Source organism: Micromonospora jinlongensis (genome assembly GCF_013410645.1).
Lineage (GTDB): Bacteria > Actinomycetota > Actinomycetes > Mycobacteriales > Micromonosporaceae > Micromonospora > Micromonospora zamorensis.
Genome location: NZ_JACCHK010000001.1, coordinates 1287182 through 1304477 on the forward strand (window position 1 = coordinate 1287182; position 17296 = coordinate 1304477).

The 17296-nt window shown below is 72.0% G+C and carries 14 protein-coding genes; 9 read left to right on the plus strand and 5 right to left on the minus strand.

Annotated features, from left to right (window positions below; all coding sequences use genetic code 11):
- Positions 1-4 precede the first annotated feature (4 nt).
- A complete protein-coding gene (locus HNR22_RS05430) occupies positions 5-1213 on the minus strand; it encodes a sigma-70 family RNA polymerase sigma factor (RefSeq protein WP_179779365.1) in 1209 nt (402 codons plus the stop codon).
- Positions 1214-1215: 2 nt separating this feature from the next.
- Positions 1216-1572, minus strand: a complete 357-nt coding sequence (locus tag HNR22_RS05435) for a YciI family protein (protein ID WP_179779366.1) — start codon at positions 1570-1572, stop codon at positions 1216-1218.
- Positions 1573-1906: 334 nt separating this feature from the next.
- On the opposite strand from HNR22_RS05435, the gene HNR22_RS05440 reads away from it, so the two are divergent.
- Complete coding sequence (locus HNR22_RS05440; RefSeq protein ID WP_179779367.1) at positions 1907-3229, plus strand: FAD-dependent oxidoreductase; 1323 nt, start codon at positions 1907-1909, stop codon at positions 3227-3229.
- 111 nt (positions 3230-3340) lie between these two features.
- Here the strand turns inward: HNR22_RS05440 and HNR22_RS05445 are convergent, their stop codons facing one another.
- Both HNR22_RS05445 and HNR22_RS05450 read right to left on the minus strand, forming a co-directional pair.
- Positions 3341-5977 carry a discoidin domain-containing protein gene (locus tag HNR22_RS05445; RefSeq protein WP_179779368.1) on the minus strand — a complete coding sequence of 879 codons (2637 nt, stop codon included), beginning with the start codon at positions 5975-5977 and terminating at the stop codon, positions 3341-3343.
- 226 nt (positions 5978-6203) lie between these two features.
- The gene (locus HNR22_RS05450; RefSeq protein WP_179779369.1) at positions 6204-7403 is read right to left on the minus strand and encodes an ROK family protein; all 1200 of its coding nucleotides are present in this window, start codon (positions 7401-7403) and stop codon (positions 6204-6206) included.
- Positions 7404-7641: 238 nt separating this feature from the next.
- Here HNR22_RS05450 and HNR22_RS05455 point away from each other — a divergent pair, with 238 nt between their 5' ends.
- The 5 genes from HNR22_RS05455 to HNR22_RS05475 all read left to right on the plus strand — a co-directional run bounded on the left by HNR22_RS05455 (position 7642) and on the right by HNR22_RS05475 (position 13027).
- Positions 7642-8940, plus strand: a complete 1299-nt coding sequence (locus HNR22_RS05455; RefSeq protein ID WP_179779370.1) for an extracellular solute-binding protein — start codon at positions 7642-7644, stop codon at positions 8938-8940.
- Positions 8941-9010: 70 nt separating this feature from the next.
- Positions 9011-10003 carry a carbohydrate ABC transporter permease gene (locus HNR22_RS05460; protein WP_179779371.1) on the plus strand — a complete coding sequence of 331 codons (993 nt, stop codon included), beginning with the start codon at positions 9011-9013 and terminating at the stop codon, positions 10001-10003.
- Positions 9996-10835 carry a carbohydrate ABC transporter permease gene (locus HNR22_RS05465; RefSeq protein WP_088948469.1) on the plus strand — a complete coding sequence of 280 codons (840 nt, stop codon included), beginning with the start codon at positions 9996-9998 and terminating at the stop codon, positions 10833-10835. Before HNR22_RS05460 ends, HNR22_RS05465 begins: the two co-directional genes overlap by 8 nt.
- 29 nt (positions 10836-10864) lie before the next feature.
- Positions 10865-12241, plus strand: coding sequence for a GH1 family beta-glucosidase (locus HNR22_RS05470; protein WP_179779372.1), 1377 nt, complete (start codon positions 10865-10867; stop codon positions 12239-12241).
- 117 nt (positions 12242-12358) lie between these two features.
- On the plus strand, positions 12359-13027 hold the full coding sequence (locus HNR22_RS05475) for a TMEM175 family protein (RefSeq protein ID WP_179779373.1): 669 nt from the start codon (positions 12359-12361) through the stop codon (positions 13025-13027).
- Here HNR22_RS05475 and HNR22_RS05480 read toward each other — a convergent pair.
- Positions 13014-13601 (minus strand): nucleotidyltransferase family protein, encoded by a 588-nt coding sequence (locus HNR22_RS05480; RefSeq protein WP_179779374.1) that lies wholly within the window; start codon positions 13599-13601, stop codon positions 13014-13016. The two genes, HNR22_RS05475 and HNR22_RS05480, sit on opposite strands and share 14 nt — an antisense overlap.
- Positions 13602-13720: 119 nt before the next feature.
- Here HNR22_RS05480 and HNR22_RS05485 point away from each other — a divergent pair, with 119 nt between their 5' ends.
- Genes HNR22_RS05485 through HNR22_RS05495 form a run of 3 tightly spaced genes read left to right on the plus strand, consistent with a single transcriptional unit; the run spans position 13721 to position 17285 of the window.
- Positions 13721-14218, plus strand: a complete 498-nt coding sequence (locus HNR22_RS05485) for a 2Fe-2S iron-sulfur cluster-binding protein (RefSeq protein WP_179783416.1) — start codon at positions 13721-13723, stop codon at positions 14216-14218.
- Positions 14215-15198, plus strand: coding sequence for an FAD binding domain-containing protein (locus tag HNR22_RS31800; RefSeq protein ID WP_179779375.1), 984 nt, complete (start codon positions 14215-14217; stop codon positions 15196-15198). The genes HNR22_RS05485 and HNR22_RS31800 overlap by 4 nt, the downstream gene beginning before the upstream one ends.
- Positions 15195-17285, plus strand: a complete 2091-nt coding sequence (locus HNR22_RS05495) for a molybdopterin cofactor-binding domain-containing protein (protein ID WP_179779376.1) — start codon at positions 15195-15197, stop codon at positions 17283-17285. The genes HNR22_RS31800 and HNR22_RS05495 overlap by 4 nt, the downstream gene beginning before the upstream one ends.
- The last annotated feature ends 11 nt before the right edge of the window (positions 17286-17296 follow it).

Sequence of the window (17296 nt, forward strand, 5' to 3'; positions counted from 1 at the left end):
CCGTTCAGGACGTCGCCAGGGCCGCCGCGCGGGCGGTGAGGAAGGCCCGTTCGGCCGCGTTGTCCGTCAGAGCGACGGCTGTCCGGTACGCCTCGACGGCCTCCGCGTCCCGGCCAAGGCGGGCGAGCAGGTCGGCGCGGACCGCGTGGTGCACGTGGTAGCTGCCCAGGGCGAGCCGATCCACCTCGGCCAGCCCCGCGGCCGGCCCGGCCACCTCGGCGAGCGCGACGGCCCGGTTCAGCGCGACCACCGGGCTGGGGGCGACCACCGTCAGGTGGTCGTACAGCTGGAGGATCTGGCTCCAGTCGGTGTCGGCGCTTCGCGGCGCGGCGCTGTGCACGGCGGCGATCGCGGCCTGGATCTGGTACGGCCCGGGCCGGTCGCGGCGCAGGCAGCGGCGCACCAGCGCCTGCCCCTCGGTGATCAGCTCGGCGTCCCACCGGGCCCGGTCCTGGCTGGGCAGCGCCACCAGCTCACCTGCGGCGTTGGTCCGCGCGGTGCGGCGGGACTCGGTGAGCAGCATCAACGCGAGCAGACCGAGCGCCTCCGGCTCGTCCGGCATCAGCTCGACCAGCAGCCGGGTCAGCCGGATCGCCTCGACGCACAGCTCGGCGCGCACCAGCTGTCGCCCGGCGCTGGCCGTGTACCCCTCGTTGAAGATCAGGTACAGCACCGCGAGCACCGCGTGCAGCCGGTCGGGCAGGTCGGCGTCGCGCGGCACGCGGTACGGGATCCGAGCGTTGCGGATCTTCGACTTGGCACGGACCAGCCGCTGCGCCATGGTCGCCTCGGGCACCAGGAAGGCCCGGGCGATCTCGGTGGTGCTCAGCCCACCGAGCAGGCGCAGGGTGAGCGCGACCCGGGCCGCCGGGGCGAGCGCCGGATGGCAACAGGTGAAGATCAGACGGAGTCGGTCGTCGCGCACGGGTCCCTCCTCGACGGGTCCGTCGGCGGCGAACAACAGGGCCGCCTGGGCGTGCCGGTCGACCCGGGACGCGTCGCGGCGCAGCCGGTCGATCGCCCGGTTCCGGGCCGTGGTGATGATCCAGCCGGCCGGACTGGGCGGCGGGCCGGTCGCCGGCCAGCGCGCCACCGCGACGACGAAAGCCTCCTGCACGGCCTCCTCGGCGAGGTCGATGTCGCCGAGGAGGCGAACCAGAACGGCGACCGCGCGCCCGTACTCCGCGCGGAACACCGCTTCCACATCCGGCACGGTCAGTCTCGGGCCCCCGCCTGGAAGGGGCGGACCTCGATCGGCAGCGTGGTGGCCAACGCGTAGCGGCGGCCCACGTCCAGGGCGGCGTCCAGGTCGGGCACGTCGATGATCGTGATGCCGCCCAGGTACTCCTTGCCCTCGACGAACGGGCCGTCGGTGACCAGGACGTCGCCGTCGCGGGCGCGCAGCACGGTGGCGGTCTCCGGGCCGTGCAGTCCCTGGCCGAAGACCCACGAGCCGGTGGAGGCCAACTCGGCGCGCAGCTCACCGAGCTGGCGCATCACCCCGGCCAGAAACTCCGGGTCCGGGGGCAGCTCACCCTGCGGTTGGTGAAGGCTGAGCAGGTACAGCGTCATCGTTCCTCCTCGCGGGGGGCCGGCCCGTCGCCGGCCTCTCATCCTCCACACGATCGGCAGATGCCTGGATCGACAGGCCGGCGGGAAATTTCTCGGGGGCCGGCCCGGCCCCGGGGTCGGCGTGCCCTTTGCTCTGCACCCACGGATGCGACAGTCGGCGGCCGGCCGAGGCGTCGCCTCGGTGGGTGCAGAGCAAAGGACGAAGGACAGGGGGTACGGTCCGCCGCGTGCCGCGTGCCGCGTGCCGCGTGCCGCGTGCCGCGTGCCGCGTGCCGCGACCGGTGCCCGGTCGTGGTGGTAGCCATGCCGGCGACGGTTGTGGGTAGACCCCGTCGTGACCGACGGAATCCGGGTGGTGGTGGTCGGCGCCGGCTTCTCCGGCCTCGCCGCCGCGCTGGCGCTGACCCGTGCCGGTGCCCAGGTGCGGGTGTTGGAGGCCCGTGACCGGGTGGGCGGTCGGGTGTTGACCCGCTGGCTGCCCGAACTCACCCAGGTCGACCTGGGCGCGCAGTGGATCGGTCCGACGCAGGACCGGATGTACGCGCTGGTCGCCGAGCACGGGTTGGCCACCTTCGCGTCCGCTGCGGTCGGCGCACCCACCCTGCTCTGGGCCGGCCGGCGCCGGGCCGAACCGCCGGCGGACGTCGCCCGGGTGCTCAGCCTGCTCGACGAGTACGCCGCACGACTGGACCCGGCCGCGCCGTGGCGAGCGCCGGAGGCCGCGCAGTGGGACCGGACGATCCTCGGCGGCTGGCTGCGCTCCACGGCCGGTGACGGTGACACCGCCGACTACCTGGGGCGTCTGCTCGCCGGCGGGCTGCTGGCCACCGGCGCGGACGAGCTGTCGCTGTTGCACCTGCTGTTCTACCTGTGCAGCGCCGGCGGGACCGCGCCCCTTCTGGGCATGGCGGGCGGCGCACAGCAGGACCGGATCGTGGGCGGGCCGCCAGCGCTGGCCGAGCGGATGGCCGGTGCCCTGCCACCAGGGACGCTGACGTTGGCCGCACCGGTGCGAAGCATCGAACAGAGCGCCGACGGGGTGACGGCGTGGACCGACACCGGGCGGGTCGACGGCGACGCCCTGGTGGTCGCGCTGGCACCGGCACTGGCGGGCCGGATCCGGTACGCCCCACCGCTGCCCGCCCTCCGGGACGGCCTGACCCAGCGGATGCCGATGGGTTCGGCGCTCAAGGTGCACGCCGTCTACCCGGAGCCGTTCTGGCGTGCCGACGGGCTTTCCGGGGTGTCCACCAGCTCCGCCGGCCCCCTCACCGAGACGGTCGACAACTCCACCCCGACCTCGCCGCTCGGGGTGCTCACCGGGTTCAGCTACTCCTCGGAGGCCGCCACGCTGCGCGGAATGTCCCCCGCGCAGCGCCGGCGGTGCCTGCTGGAGGGGTTCGCCGCCGTGGTCGGGCCACGGGCCGGTGACCCGATGGACCTCGTCGAGTACGACTGGTCGTCCGAAGAGTGGACGCGGGGCTGCTTCTCCGGTGCCCCCACCCCGGGGACCTGGATCGCGTACGGGCCGCATCTGCGGTCGCCGGTGGGGCGGGTGCACTGGGCGGGTACCGAGACGGCGACCCACTGGGCCGGCTACCTGGAGGGTGCGGTGCGGGCCGGTGAACGGGCAGCGGCCGAGGTGCTGGCCGGCTGAGGCGGAGCGACCGGAGCCGGCCCGGTCTCGGCGGGACCGGGCCGGCCACGGCCCTGGGTGCTACCCGCGCAGACCCGGTCCCGGAGGACCGGGCCGGCGCGGGCGCCCCGGTCAGGGGTAGGTGGTCAGGTACACCTGCTGGTTGGCCGCGTTCGCGGTGCCACCGGCGTTGTTGATCACCCGGTTGATGGTGCCGACGCCACCGAGCGAGACGGTGACCATGTTGGTGAAGCGCACGTTCGGGTTGTTGGGCACCTCGAAGGCCCGCTCCTCCACGACGGCGGGGTTGACGTTGAAGTAGCTGTAGCTGCCCAGCCCCCACGCCTGGTGGCTGGTCACCGAATCGGCGACCTTGTACGCGGCGTAGCCCCGGGTCGACCCGTTCATCCAGGCCGCCTGGTTGGGCGGGTCGTACGGCAGCTCGTTCTGGTAGAAGTACGTCCGGCCGCCGTTGCCGTTCCAGATGGTCTGGTACTTCTGGTAGTGCTCGACGAAGAGGCCGTACATGGTGACGTTGTCGCCGTTGACCGTGAGCCCGGTGTCGGCGGTGTTCAGCGTCCACCCGGTGGGTACGCCGCTGGCGGCGTGGTCGGCCCGCCACAGCCACATGTGGTCACCGATCACGTTGTCGCTGTTGACGGTCAACGTGTTGGTGGCCTTGCCGACGTGTGGGCCGCCGATGCGGAAGAACACGTCGTGCAGCGAGGTCGGGTTGCTGGCGTGGCTCGCGGACGAGCCGGACGGCCCGACCTCCATCAGCACCGGCGAGTTCGTCGTGCCGGCCTCGAACATCAGGCCGGCCACCTTGACGCCGTCCACATCGGCCACCCGCATTCCCACGCTGCCGTTGTCGGCCTGGATGGTGGCCAGACCGAGGCCGAGGACGACAGTGTCGGCCCGGTTGACCTGGATCGGCTCGGTGACGTGGTGCACGCCCGGGGTGAAGAGCAGGTGCCGGCCCTGGGCGAGGGCCGCGTTGATGGTGGCCGCGCTGGTGCCCGGCTGCACGACGTAGAACTGCGACAGCGAGATGGACGAGCCGGCCGGGGTCTTGTTGTACCAGCTGGTGCCGGTCGAGTTGGTGCGCAACGCCGGCACGAAGACCCGGTACTCACCGGTGCCGTCGACGTAGAGGAACGGCTTCTCCCGCACCTGCGGGGTCTGGCCGATGACGGTGTGCGACGGGTTGGGGAAGCTTGGCGCGGGAGCGCCGTTGACGCCCTGGAAGACCATGTTCCACACCGAGCCGGTCCAGCCGTTGCCGAACTCGCTGTTGCGCGAGTACCACTGCTGCTGCGAGCCGGAGACGACCAGGCCGTCGACGCGGGTGTCGGCCATCAGGCCGCCGCTGGACCAGCCGTCGCCGCCGTTCCAGAGCTGGATCTGGTTCTGCGCGCCGCGCAGGTGCATCCGCCGGTACGGCGCCGCCTGGGACACCGCCCAGCGCTCCACGGTCTGCCCGGCGGGCAGGGTGACCGACAGGTTCTCGGCGGCCCGCCAGAAGTTCTGGGTGGCGTTGCCGCCGAACCAGAACGCCTCGGTGCGGACGTGACCGTTGAGGTTGACGTCGTCCGGGCTCATCCCGAGGCCGGCGACCTGGGTGAAGAAGCCGAGGTTGACGTCGGCGGTGTAGGTGCCGGGCTTGAACAGCACCGCGTAGCGCTGCGGGCCGAACTGGTTGGTCTCCTGCTGGGTGAAGAGGGTGTTCAGTCGACTCTGGATCGTCGAGGTCGGGGTGCTCGGGTCGAAGACGAACGTGTTCGGCCCGAGGTTCGGGTTGCGCGGATCGGTCGTGTCGACCGGTGGCTCGCCGGTCCCGCCGTCGGTGGTGTTCACCGCCAGCTCCCACAGCGAGTAGCCGTACGCGGTGCCCCGGGCGGTGCCGTACATCCGCAGGTACCGGCCGCTGCCGCTGACGGTCAGCGACTGCGTGCCGCCGGTGCCCGTGGTGGTCGAGTAGATGGTGGTCCAGGTGGCACCGTCGGCCGAGGTCTGGAGCTGGAAGGCCCGGGCGTACGCGGCCTCCCAGGTGAGCACCACCCGGCAGATCGTGCGGGTGCTGCCCAGGTCGACGCGCAGCCACTGCGGGTCACTGGCGGCGCTGGCCCACCGGGTACCGGTGTTGCCGTCGACCGCGGCGGACGCCGCGAGGCCGGCGTCCTGGGTGGACGAGGCGGTCGCCGGGCTGCCCTGCGCGACGTTGGTGCTGCCGCAGGTGGGCGTGCTGCCGCCGGTCTCGCCGTAGACCTGGAACTCCCAGAGCGAGTAGCCGTAGCCGGTGCCCCGGGCGGTGCCGTTCATCCGCACGTAGCGGCCAGCGCCGGTGACGGTGAGGTTCTGGGTGCCGCCGGTGCCGGTGGTGGTCGAGTAGATCGTGGTCCAGGTGGCGCCGTCGTCGGAGGTCTGGAGCTGGAAGGCTCGTCCGTAGGCGCCCTCCCAGAGCAGGTTCACCTGGCTGATGGTGGCCCGGGCGCCCAGGTCGACCTGGATCCACTGCGGGTCGCTGAACGCGCTGGCCCAGCGGGTGCCGGTGTTGCCGTCGACCGCGGCGGAGGCCGGGGTGCCGGCGTTCTCGGTGGACGACGCGGTGGCGGGGCGGCCCTGGGAGAGCAGGGTGGGTGCGGCCTGCGCGGGTGTGGTGGCGCCGGCCGGGGTGAGCGCCGCGACCAGGGCCACGGTGAGGCCGACGATCAGGTGCCGGACGGCCCGTCGGGGACGCGGGCGTGTGGATATTGCACGAGATGTCATGACATCGCCTGTCGATAGGGGGTTACGGGGTGCCGCGCGGATGGGATCGGCTCGCCCCGTGGCGCCGTGGGTGGTGCCGCCGAATCGGCGTCGCGGGTCGGGGAGCGCTCTCGTAGGAGTGTTGCGGCGAGATTGCGACGGCGTCAAGACATCGATCTATAAGACTGTTATTTATCCTGAGGATTCTTTTTGTGTAATTCGCCGACGGCCGAGACCGTCATCCCGCTCAGCGGCGGATGCCGCCCTCGGTGAGGAAACGAGCGATCGGCAGGGTGGCGGCGCCCAGCGCCACGGCGTCCACGCCGAGCCGGCACAGCTCGATCGACGCCTGCTCGTACGGCTGGCGCAGCGCCTGCCGGCCGGCGGCCTCCCGGACGGCCGGCAGCAGGTCGCCCAGCGCCATCGCCGCCCACCCGCCGAGCACCACCCGCTCCGGGTTGAACAGGTTGATCAGGTTGGCCACCCCGGCGCCGAGGTAACCGGCGGTGTCGTCCAGCACCCGTCGGGCGGTGGCCGAGGTCTCGGCGGCGGCGACCAGCGCGCCGATCTGGGACTCCTCGTCCTCGCCGGGCACCGGTCGACCCCGGCGCGCCTCCCGGTAGCGGTCGATGATCGCCTCGGCGCCCACGTACGCCTCCAGGCAGCCGCGCGCGCCGCACCGGCAGGCCCGGCCGCCGTACACGAGGGTGGTGTGCCCCCACTCCCCCGCGCTGCTGGACGCACCCCGGTAGGTGGCGCCGTTGGTCACCACCGACGCACCGACCCCGGAACCGACAAGCGCGAAGACGGCGTGCCGGGCGCCCCGGCCTGCGCCGAACCACATCTCGGCCTGGCCGAGGGTCTTGGCGCCGTTGTCGATGTGCAGCGGCAGATCGGTGCCGGCGCCGATCAGACGCTCCAGCGGCACCCGGTCCCAGCCGAGGGCCTGGGCGTGCACGACCGCCTCGGCCCCCTGCTCGACCACGCCCGAGACGCCGATGCCGACGCCGAGCACGTCGCCGGGGGCCACCTGCGCCTGGCCGGTCACCGCGTCGATGCCGGCCACCACGTGCCCGGCCACCAGGTCCGGCTCGGTCCGAGCCGGGTCGAGGGGGTACTCGATGCTGGCCAGCAGGGTCATCGCGAAGTCGAACAGCTCCACCCGGACCCGGGTCTCGCCGACGTCCACACCGACCACGAAGGCGAACCGGGGTGCGATCCGCAGCAGCATGCTGGGCCGACCGCCGTCGGACTCGGCGGCCCCGGCCTCGGCGACCAGCCCCTCGTCGATCATGTCGGCCACCACGTTGCTGACCGCCGGCTGACTCAGCCCCGTGCTGCGCACCAGGTCCTGCCGGGTGAGAGGGCCGTCGAGGAAGAGCTTGGTCAGCAGGGCAGACCGGTTGCGCAGCCGCACACTGCGGTTGGTGGCACGCGCCAGCTCCACTCGTCACCTCGTTTCCCGTCGGCCGTTCGAGGCGACTGTAACCGCCTCGTGCTTGACGACCCACCGGCCAGCAACTTTAATGACGACATAATTTAAGCCGTGATGTAACTCCCGGGAAACGCCGACGGACCCCGACGGCGCACCCCCGAACCCTGTCCGCAGCCGGCCGCCCGTCGTCCCGACCCCTATCGGCGACGGAGGTCGGCGGACCCCCACCACGCACCGGAAGGGCTGACCCGTGTCGAGACGACACCTCGGGATATTCACCGCCGCCGTACTGGCCGCCGCCTCGCTGACCGCCTGCGGCGGCTCAGGCGACGACTCCGCCGCATCACCCAAGACCCTCACCTACTGGGCCAGCAACCAGGGCGCCAGCCTGGAGGCCGACAAGACGATCCTCCAGCCCGAGCTGGACAAGTTCGAGAAGCAGACCGGGATCAAGGTCACCGTCGAGGTGGTCCCGTGGTCGGACCTGCTCAACCGCCTGCTCGCGGCCGCCGCCTCCGGCAAGGGCCCGGACGTGGTCAACATCGGCAACACCTGGTCGGCCTCGTTGCAGGCCACCGGCGCGCTGGTCGAGTTCGACGACGCCACCCTGCAGGCCGTCGGCGGCAAGGACCGGATCGTGCCGGCCGCGCTCGCCGCCGCGGGCGCCCCCGGCAAGCCGCCGGCCGCCGTGCCGCTCTACAGCATGGCGTACAGCCTGTACTACAACAAGAAGTCGTTCGCCGACGCCGGCATCACCGCACCGCCGACCACCTGGGAGCAGCTCGCCGAGTACGGCAAGAAGCTGAGCACCGGCGGCAAGTGGGGCCTGGCGATCGAGGGGGCCAACCCGTCGGAGAACGCCCACCACGCGTTCACCTTCAGCCAGCAGTACGGCGGTGAGTGGTTCGACTCGGCCGGCAAGCCGACCTTCGACACCCCGCAGAACGTCTCGGCGATCAAGCGGTACATCGACTTCATGGCCGCCGACAAGATCACCAACCCGAGCAACGCCGAGTACGCGCAGAACCAGTCGGTCTCCGACTTCGCCAACGGCAAGGCCGCCATGCTGCTGTGGCAGTCCGCCGGCTCGAACCTGAAGACGCAGAACATGCCGGCCGACGCGTACGGAGTGGCCCCGGTGCCGTTCCTGGCCAGCCCCCCAGCGGGCGGCAAGAAGGTCAACAGCATGGTCGCCGGGATCAACATGGCGGTCTTCAAGCACACCAAGAACAAGGACGGCGCGCTGAGCTTCGTGAAGTTCATGACCAGCGACGAGGAGCAGACGATCCTCAACAAGACCTACGGCTCGCTGCCGGCGGTGAAGACCGCGGGCTCCGACCCGGCGTTCAGCGCCACGGAGCAGAAGACCATCCAGGAGACCCTGGTCACCACCGCGGCCCCGCTGCCGCAGGTGCCCGAGGAGAGCACCTTCGAGACCCTGGTCGGCACCGCGATGAAGGAGCTGTTCGCGGACGCGGCCAGCGGCAAGCCGGTCACCGAGGCGTCGGTGAAGGCGAAGCTGACCGACGCGCAGCAGAAGATGCGCTGACCCAGGCGTCACCGGTGGCCGTGGTCGGGCGCTGAGCCCGGCCACGGCCACCGCCTCCGAGAGGACCCCGATGGCAACCAGCACCACCGCGCCGGACGCCGACCGACGCGAACCCCGGGCCGGGTCACCCGCCCGGGGGCCGGCCCGCCGGCCCCGCGGCCCCCGCCGCTCACTCCTGCCGTACCTGCTGCTCGCACCGGCCATCGTGCTGGAACTCGCCATCCACGTCATCCCGATGGTGGTCGGCGTCTGGATGAGCATGCTGGAGCTGACCCAGTTCCACATTCGCGACTGGTCCACCGCACCCTTCGTAGGGTTCGAGAACTACCGGGCGACGCTCGACCTGAACAGCGCCGCCGGCAAGGAACTGCTGCACTCGTTCTGGGTCACCCTGGCCTACAGCGTGCTCTCGGTCGGGTTCGCCTGGCTGCTCGGCATCTCGGCGGCAGTCGTGTTGCAGAAGCCGTTCCGGGGGCGGGCGATCCTGCGGGCGCTGTTCCTCACCCCGTACGCCCTGCCGGTCTACGCCGCGGTGATCACCTGGAGTTTCCTGCTGCAGCGCGACACCGGACTGGTCAACCACGTCCTCGTCGACCAGCTCGGGCTGCTGGGTGAGCGGCCGTTCTGGTTGATCGGCGACAACAGCTTCTGGTCGCTGCTGGTGGTGTCGGTGTGGCGCAACTGGCCGTTCGCGTTCCTCTGCCTGATGGCGGGTCTGCAGAACGTGCCCGGCGAGATGTACGAGGCCGCCGCGATCGACGGCGCCGGGTTCTGGCGCCGGCTGCGCTCGGTCACCCTGCCGATGCTGCGGCCGGTGAACCTCGTGCTGCTGCTGGTGCTGTTCCTGTGGACGTTCAACGACTTCAACACCCCGTTCGTGCTCTTCGGCGGCTCCGCGCCGGAGCAGGCCGACCTCATCTCCATCCACATCTACCGCAGCTCCTTCAAGACCTGGGACTTCGGCTCCGGCTCGGCGATGTCCGTGGCGCTGCTGCTGTTCCTGCTGGTCGTCTCGGCCCTGTACCTGCTGATCACCAACCGTCGGAGGGACGACCATGCGTGAGACCGCCGGCGAGCGCTGGGGCCGGCGCATCGTGCTGACCCTGCTCACCCTCTTCGTCGTCATCCCGCTCTACGTGATGGTCACCTCCGCGGCGAAGCCGTTGCAGGACGTGCAGAACGGCTTCACCTGGTGGCCCAGCCGGCCGACCCTGCAACCGTTCGTGGACATGTGGAGCACAGTGCCGCTGGCCCGGTACCTGGTGAACAGCCTGGTGGTGTCGACCATCGCGGCGGTCTGCTCGGTGGTGGTGGCCATCTTCGCCGCGTTCGCGGTGAGCCGGTACCGGTTCCGCGGCCGGGGAGTCTTCTCGGTGACGGTGCTGTCCACCCAGATGTTCCCCGGCATCCTGTTCCTGCTGCCGCTGTTCCTCATCTACGTCAACCTGGGCAACGCCACCGGCATCGAGCTGTACGCCAGCCGTACCGGCCTGGTGATCACGTACCTGACCTTCTCGTTGCCGTTCTCGATCTGGATGCTGGTCGGCTACTTCGACTCGATCCCTCGCGGGCTGGACGAGGCGGCGCAGGTCGACGGCGCAGGTCCGCTGCGCACCCTGTTCCAGGTGATCCTGCCGGCCGCCGTGCCCGGCGTCGTCGCGGTCACCGTGTACGCGTTCATGACCGCCTGGGGTGAGGTGCTCTTCGCGTCGGTGATGACCGACGAGGGCAGCCGCACCCTGGCCGTCGGTCTCCAGGGCTACTCCACCCAGTTCAACGTCTACTGGAACCAGATCATGGCCGCCTCGCTGGTGGTCAGCATCCCGGTCGTCGTCGGCTTCCTGGCCCTGCAGCGCTACTTCGTCGCCGGCCTCACCGCCGGCGCGGTCAAGTGAGTCACCCAAACCCAGAGGAGATCCGTCCCGTGCCCGACCTGTCCAAGCTGCCACCCGACTTCCTCTGGGGCGTCGCCACGGCGGCGTACCAGATCGAGGGGGCCGTCGACGTCGACGGCCGGGCGCCGTCCATCTGGGACACCTTCTCGGCGACCCCCGGCAACGTCGACAACGGCGACACCGGCGCGGTGGCCTGCGACCACTACCACCGGTGGCCCGAGGACTTCGCGCTGCTGCGCCGGCTCGGCGTGGACGCGTACCGTTTCTCGGTGGCCTGGCCCCGGGTGATGCCCGACGGTGTCGGGCGGGTCAACCCCGCCGGGCTGGACTTCTACGACCGGCTCGTCGACACGCTGCTCGCCGACGGGATCCGGCCGTTCGTCACCCTCTACCACTGGGATCTGCCGCAGGCGTTGCAGGACCGCGGCGGGTGGCCGGAGCGCAGCACCGCCGAGGCGTTCGCCGACTACGCGGCGGTGGTGGCCGCCCGCCTCGGTGACCGGGTCGCCGACTGGTGCACTGTCAACGAGCCGCTCTGCGTGTGCTGGATCGGGCACCTGGAGGGCAACATGGCCCCCGGCGAGCGGGACCTCACCCGGGCGGTGCACGCCTCGCACCACGTGCTGCTCGGGCACGGCCTGGCCACCCAGGCCATCCGCGCCAACGCCGCCCAGCCGGCCTCGGTGGGTCTGGTGGTCAACCTCAGCCCGATCGAGGCGGCCACCGACCGGCCCGAGGACGTCGCGGCGGCCCGCCGGGCCGACGGGCACGTCAACAGGTGGTGGCTGGACCCGATCCACGGGCGGGGCTACCCCGCCGACATGATCGCCACCTACGGCGTCGAGCCACCGGTACGCGACGACGACCTGGCGGTGATCGCCACGCCGACGGACTTCCTCGGGGTGAACTACTACTTCCGTCAACTGGTGGTCGACGACCCGACCGGCGCGGCCCCGTACGCCCGGCAGGTGCCGGTGCCCGGCTCGGTGGAGACCGCGATGGGCTGGGAGATGTACCCGGCAGGGTTGGAGCGGCTGCTGGTCGACGTGCACGAGGAGTACCGGCCCGGCCGGATCATCGTCACCGAGAGCGGTTCGGCCTGGCCGGACGAGGTCACCCCGGACGGCATGGTGGAGGACAAGGAGCGCACCGACCACCTGGAGCAGCACCTGGCGGCGTGCGCGTCGGCGGTGGCCCGGGGGGTTCCCCTGGACGGCTACTTCGTCTGGTCGCTGCTGGACAACTTCGAGTGGGCGTACGGCTACGACAAGCGCTTCGGGCTGGTGCACGTCGACTACCCGACCCAGACCCGGACGGTGAAGGCGAGCGGCCTGCGCTACGCCGAGCTGATCCGTTCCCACCAGCGTCTCGCCCGCACGACCGGGACGGCCGCGCCGGTGGCCTGATCGGGGGCGGCGCGGCCGGCCGCCCGGGGTGCCGTACTGGCGACCCCGGGCGGCCGTTCCCGTTCCGATCGGCCGAAACCGCCACCGGCCACCACGCCCGGTGGCTAGCCTGCGGCAATGTCCGCAGCACCCGACGAGGTCGAGCAGCCCGACGCCGGAGCGCGAGTGTCCGGCATCGACCGGATGACGGCGTTCAGCGACGGCGTCTTCGCCATCGTCATCACCCTGCTGGTCATCGAGTTGCGGGTGCCGGAATACCACGAGGGCGAGCTGCTGACCGGCCTGCTCGGCGAGGGCGCCTCCTACCTGGCCTTCGTGGTGTCCTTCGTCTACGTCGGGGTGCTCTGGCTCAACCACCACGCGCTGCTGCGACTGATCCGCGGCACCACGCTCACGCTGAGCTGGATCAACCTCGGCGTGCTCTTCGGCGCGGTGATCATTCCGTTCCCCACCGCGGTGCTGGCGTCGGCGTTCACCCACGGCGACACCGACGACCAGCGCGCCGCCGTCGCCCTGTACGCGCTGTCCGCCGCGCTGATGTCGGCCCCCTGGCTGGTGTTCTTCGGCTACCTGCACCGGCACCCGGCGCTGCTGCGGCGTGGGGTCAGTCCCGAGTACGCGCGCACGCAGCGCCTGCGACCGGTCACCGGCCTGGTGCTCTACGGGCTCAGCGGTCTGCTCGGCTGGTTCGTCAACCCGCTGCTGGGCCTGATCGGCGTCATCGTCATGATCACCTATCACGCGGTGACCAGCGAGGGGTTGCCCCGCTGGCTCACCCGTCGCTGAGGGCACGCAGCCGCAGCAGGTCGGCCGGGGTGTCCACGTCGAGCGGTGCGCCCACGTCGTCGCAGGGCACCTCGACCACCAGATCCGGACGGTCGCGCAGCAGGTCACGGGCACCCCGGTCGCCGACGGCGTACCGGTCCAGCAGCGGCCAGGTCTGCCGAGCCAGGAGCACCGGGTGCCCCGGCCGACCGGCGTAGGTGGCGACCGCGACGAGCGCACCGCCGGCGTACGCGGCCCGCACCCGGCGGACCGCGACCGGGCTGAGCAGCGGCTGGTCGACGAGGACCACGACCGCGGCCGGTACGTCGGCCGGTAGGGAGGCCAGGCCCCGGCGCAGCGACGATCCCAGCCCTTCGGACCAGCCGTCGTGTCGGACCGGCACCGCGCCGGGCAGATCGGGCACCTCGTCGGCGCCCGCGCCGAGCACCACATGCACGGGCGTGCAACCGCCGTCGCGGAGCAGCGTGATCCCACGCCGCACCAGCGGCACCCCGTCCAGCTCGACCAGCGCCTTCGGGCGGCCGTACCGCCGCCCCACGCCGGCGGCCAGCAGCAGCCCGGCGGTCACCGGCATCACCCCCGTACGAACGGCTTTGCGTTATTCGCCCTCAGATGTACCGACAAAGCTAGTCTGGGCCGGTGCAGGGCGGACCCGAGAACGCGACGACGACCGACGAGCGGCACTCGTCGCGGGTGACGTTCGAGGTCAACGGCTCGTCCCGCGAGGTGACGCTGGACAACCGCACCACTCTGCTGGACGCGCTGCGCGAGCACCTCGACCTGACCGGGGCGAAGAAGGGCTGCGACCACGGCCAGTGCGGCTCCTGCACGGTGCTGCTCGACGGCCGCCGGGTGAAGAGCTGTCTGGTCTTCGCGGTCACACTGGACGGCCGTTCGGTGGTCAGCGTCGAGGGACTGGCCGGGCCCGACGAGCTGTCCCCGTTGCAGGCCGCGTTCATCGCCCACGACGCCTTCCAGTGCGGCTACTGCACACCCGGGCAGCTCTGCTCCGCCCGCGGCATGCTCGACGAGGTCGCCCGAGGCTGGCCCAGCGCCGTCACCGACGACCTGAGCGCGCCGACCGAGCTGACCGACGCGGAGATCCGGGAACGGATGGCCGGCAACCTGTGCCGGTGTGCCGCGTACCCGCACATCGTCGCGGCCGTGCGCGAGACGGCGGCGTCCTCGTGAGGGCGTTCCGTTACCACCGGCCCGCCGACGTGGCCGAGGCGGTCGCCGTGCTGACGGCCGAGCCGCAGGCCGCGTACCTCGGCGGCGGCACGAACCTCGTGGACCTGATGAAACTCGGGGTGCAACGCCCCGACGTGCTGGTCGACGTGACCCGGCTCCCGCTGGACACCGTCGAGGAGCTGCCCGACGGTGGGCTGCGGATCGGCGCGACCGTCCGCAACAGCGACCTCGCGGCCCACCCGGTGGTCCGCCGGAACTACCCGGTGCTGGCCCGCGCCCTGCTCGCCGCCGCCTCCGGACAGCTGCGCAACATGGCCACCACCGGCGGCAACCTGTTGCAGCGCACCCGCTGCGTCTATTTCCAGGACACCGGCAAGGCGTGCAACAAGCGTGAACCGGGCAGCGGTTGCGCCGCCCTGCACGGCCAGAACCGCGACCTGGCGGTGCTGGACTGGTCCGAGCAGTGCGTGGCCACCCACCCGTCCGACCTGGCCGTGGCGCTGGCCGCACTCGACACGGTGGTGGAGGTGCACGAGGCCGACGGGCCACGCGACATCCCGCTCACCGCCCTCTACCGCTCCCCCGGCACCCACCCGGAACGGGAGACCACAGTGGCCCGGGGCACGCTGATCACCGCCGTCCGGTTGCCACCGCTGCCGGCCGCGCGCCGCTCGACGTACCTCAAGGTGCGCGACCGGGCCTCGTTCGCCTTCGCCGCCGGCTCGGTGGCCGCGGTGCTGGACCTCGACGGCGACGTGGTCCGCGACGTCCGGCTGGCGTACGGGGCGGTGGCGCACCGGCCGTGGCGGGCGTACCGGGCCGAGGAGGAGCTGCGGGGCCGACCGTTCAGCCCGGAGCTGGCCGCGCGGGCCGCCGACGCGGAGCTGGCCGAGGCCCGCCCGTTGCGGCACAACGGTTTCAAGGTGCCGCTGACCCGGGCCATCACGGTGCGGGCGCTCAGCGAGCTGGCGTCGTCGTGAGCACCGACGCGGTCGGCCACGCGTACCCCCGGTTGGAGGGCCGCGAGAAGGTCACCGGCACGGCCCGCTACGCCGTGGAGTACCCGGTGGACGGGATCACCTACGGCTGGGCGGTGCCGTCGGCGGTGGTACGGGGCCGGATCACCCGGATCGACACGTCGGAGGCGCTCGAGTCCCCGGGCGTGCTGGCCGTCCTGCACCACGGCAACGCGCCCCGCCTCGCGCCCGGCCCCGAGCCGGAGCTGTGGCTGTTGCAGGACCCGGCGGTGCACTACCGGGGGCAGTACGTCGCCGTGGTGGTGGCCACCAGCCTGGAGGCGGCCCGGGAGGGCGCCCGGCTGGTCCGGATCGACTACGACGCCGCCCCGCACAGCACGGTGCTCACCGACGACCACCCCGGCCTGTACCAGCCGGACCACGTCAACCCCAGCTATCCGACGGACACCGCCGAGGGTGACTTCGACGCCGGGTACGCGGCAGCCCCGGTGCGGGTGGACGCCACGTACCGCACCCCGGCGTACCACAACAACCCGATGGAGCCGCACGCCACGACGGCGCAGTGGCGCGACGGACGGCTGCTGGTGCACGACTCCAACCAGGGCGCGTCGTCGGTACGGGGCACCCTCGCAGAGCTGTTCGACGTTTCCCCGGAGTCGGTGCGGGTCGTCACCGAACACGTCGGTGGCGGTTTCGGCAGCAAGGGGTACGCCAAGGCCGCTGTGGTGCTGACCGCCCTCACGGCCCGGCACCTGGACCGGCCGGTCAAACTGGCGCTGACCCGCCAACAGCTCTTCGGGCCGGTCGGCTACCGCACCCCCACCATCCAGCGGGTCCGCCTCGCCGCCGACGCCGACGGGCGACTCACCGCCATCTGCCACGACGCGATCAGCCAGACCTCGACCATCCGCGAGTTCGCCGAGCAGACGGCCGTCTACACCCGCAGCATGTACGCCGCACCCCACCGCCGCACGACCCACCGGCTGGTCCGCCTCGACGTGCCCACGCCGTTCTGGATGCGCGCCCCCGGCGAGTGCCCCGGCGCGTACGCCCTGGAGTCGGCGATGGACGAGCTGGCCATCGCCGTCGGTATCGACCCGGTGGAGCTGCGCATCCGCAACGACACGGAGGTCGACCCCGACCAGGGGCGGCCGTTCACCAGCCGCAACCTGGTGGCCTGCCTGCGCGAGGGTGCGCAGCGGTTCGGCTGGACGGACCGGGACCCGACGCCCCGCGCGCGGCGCGACGGGCGCTGGCTGATCGGCACGGGGGTGGCCGGGTCGAGCTATCCGGCCCGCGCCCGGCCGTCGTCGGCCAGGGCCACCGCACGCCCCGACGGGAGCTTCCTGGTCCAGATCAACGCCACCGACATCGGCACCGGCGCCCGGACGGCGATGTGGCAGGTGGCCGCCGACGCGCTCGGGGTGCCGCCGGAGCGGGTGGAGATCCGCGTCGGCGACAGCGACCTGCCGACCGCGCCGGTGGCCGGGGGCTCGATGGGCACCGCCAGCTGGAGCTGGGCGGTGATCCGGGCCGGTCAGGCGTTACGCGAGAAGCTGCGGGAGGGCGTGCCGCCGGATGGGGAGGTGAGCGCGACCGCCGACACCACCGACGAGGTGGGCGGGCAGCCGGCGCTCCCCCGGTACGCGTACGGGGCGCAGTTCGCCGAGGTACGGGTGGACGCGGACACCGGCGAGGTACGGCTGAACCGGATGCTCGGCGTGTTCGCGGCCGGCCGGGTGGTGAACCCGACGACGGCGCGCAGCCAACTCATCGGCGGCATGACGATGGGGCTGTCGATGGCCCTGCACGAGGAGGGACTGCTCGACGAGCGGTACGGCGACTGGGTCAACCACGACCTGGCCACCTATCACATCACCGGCTGCGCGGACGTGGAGTCCATCGAGGCGTACTGGCTCGACGAGCGCGACGACGAGCTCAACCCGGCCGGCGTGAAGGGCATCGGTGAGATCGGCATCGTCGGGGCGGCGGCGGCCATCGCCAACGCGGTGCACCACGCCACCGGCGTACGGGTCCGGGACCTGCCGATCCGGTTGGACAAACTGGTGGGCGTATCAGCCTTGGCTTAAATAAGCCAGAG

Excerpts from the sequence above, each read along its gene's own strand:
- HNR22_RS05465 (WP_088948469.1), top strand. The coding sequence starts at position 9,996 with ATGCGTGAGACCGCCGGCGAGCGCTGGGGCCGGCGCATCGTGCTGACC.
- HNR22_RS05480 (WP_179779374.1), bottom strand. The coding sequence starts at position 13,601 with ATGCCGGTGACCGCCGGGCTGCTGCTGGCCGCCGGCGTGGGGCGGCGG.
- HNR22_RS05435 (WP_179779366.1), bottom strand. The coding sequence starts at position 1,572 with ATGACGCTGTACCTGCTCAGCCTTCACCAACCGCAGGGTGAGCTGCCC.
- HNR22_RS05445 (WP_179779368.1), bottom strand. The coding sequence starts at position 5,977 with ATGACATCTCGTGCAATATCCACACGCCCGCGTCCCCGACGGGCCGTC.
- HNR22_RS05475 (WP_179779373.1), top strand. The coding sequence starts at position 12,359 with ATGTCCGCAGCACCCGACGAGGTCGAGCAGCCCGACGCCGGAGCGCGA.
- HNR22_RS05460 (WP_179779371.1), top strand. The coding sequence starts at position 9,011 with ATGGCAACCAGCACCACCGCGCCGGACGCCGACCGACGCGAACCCCGG.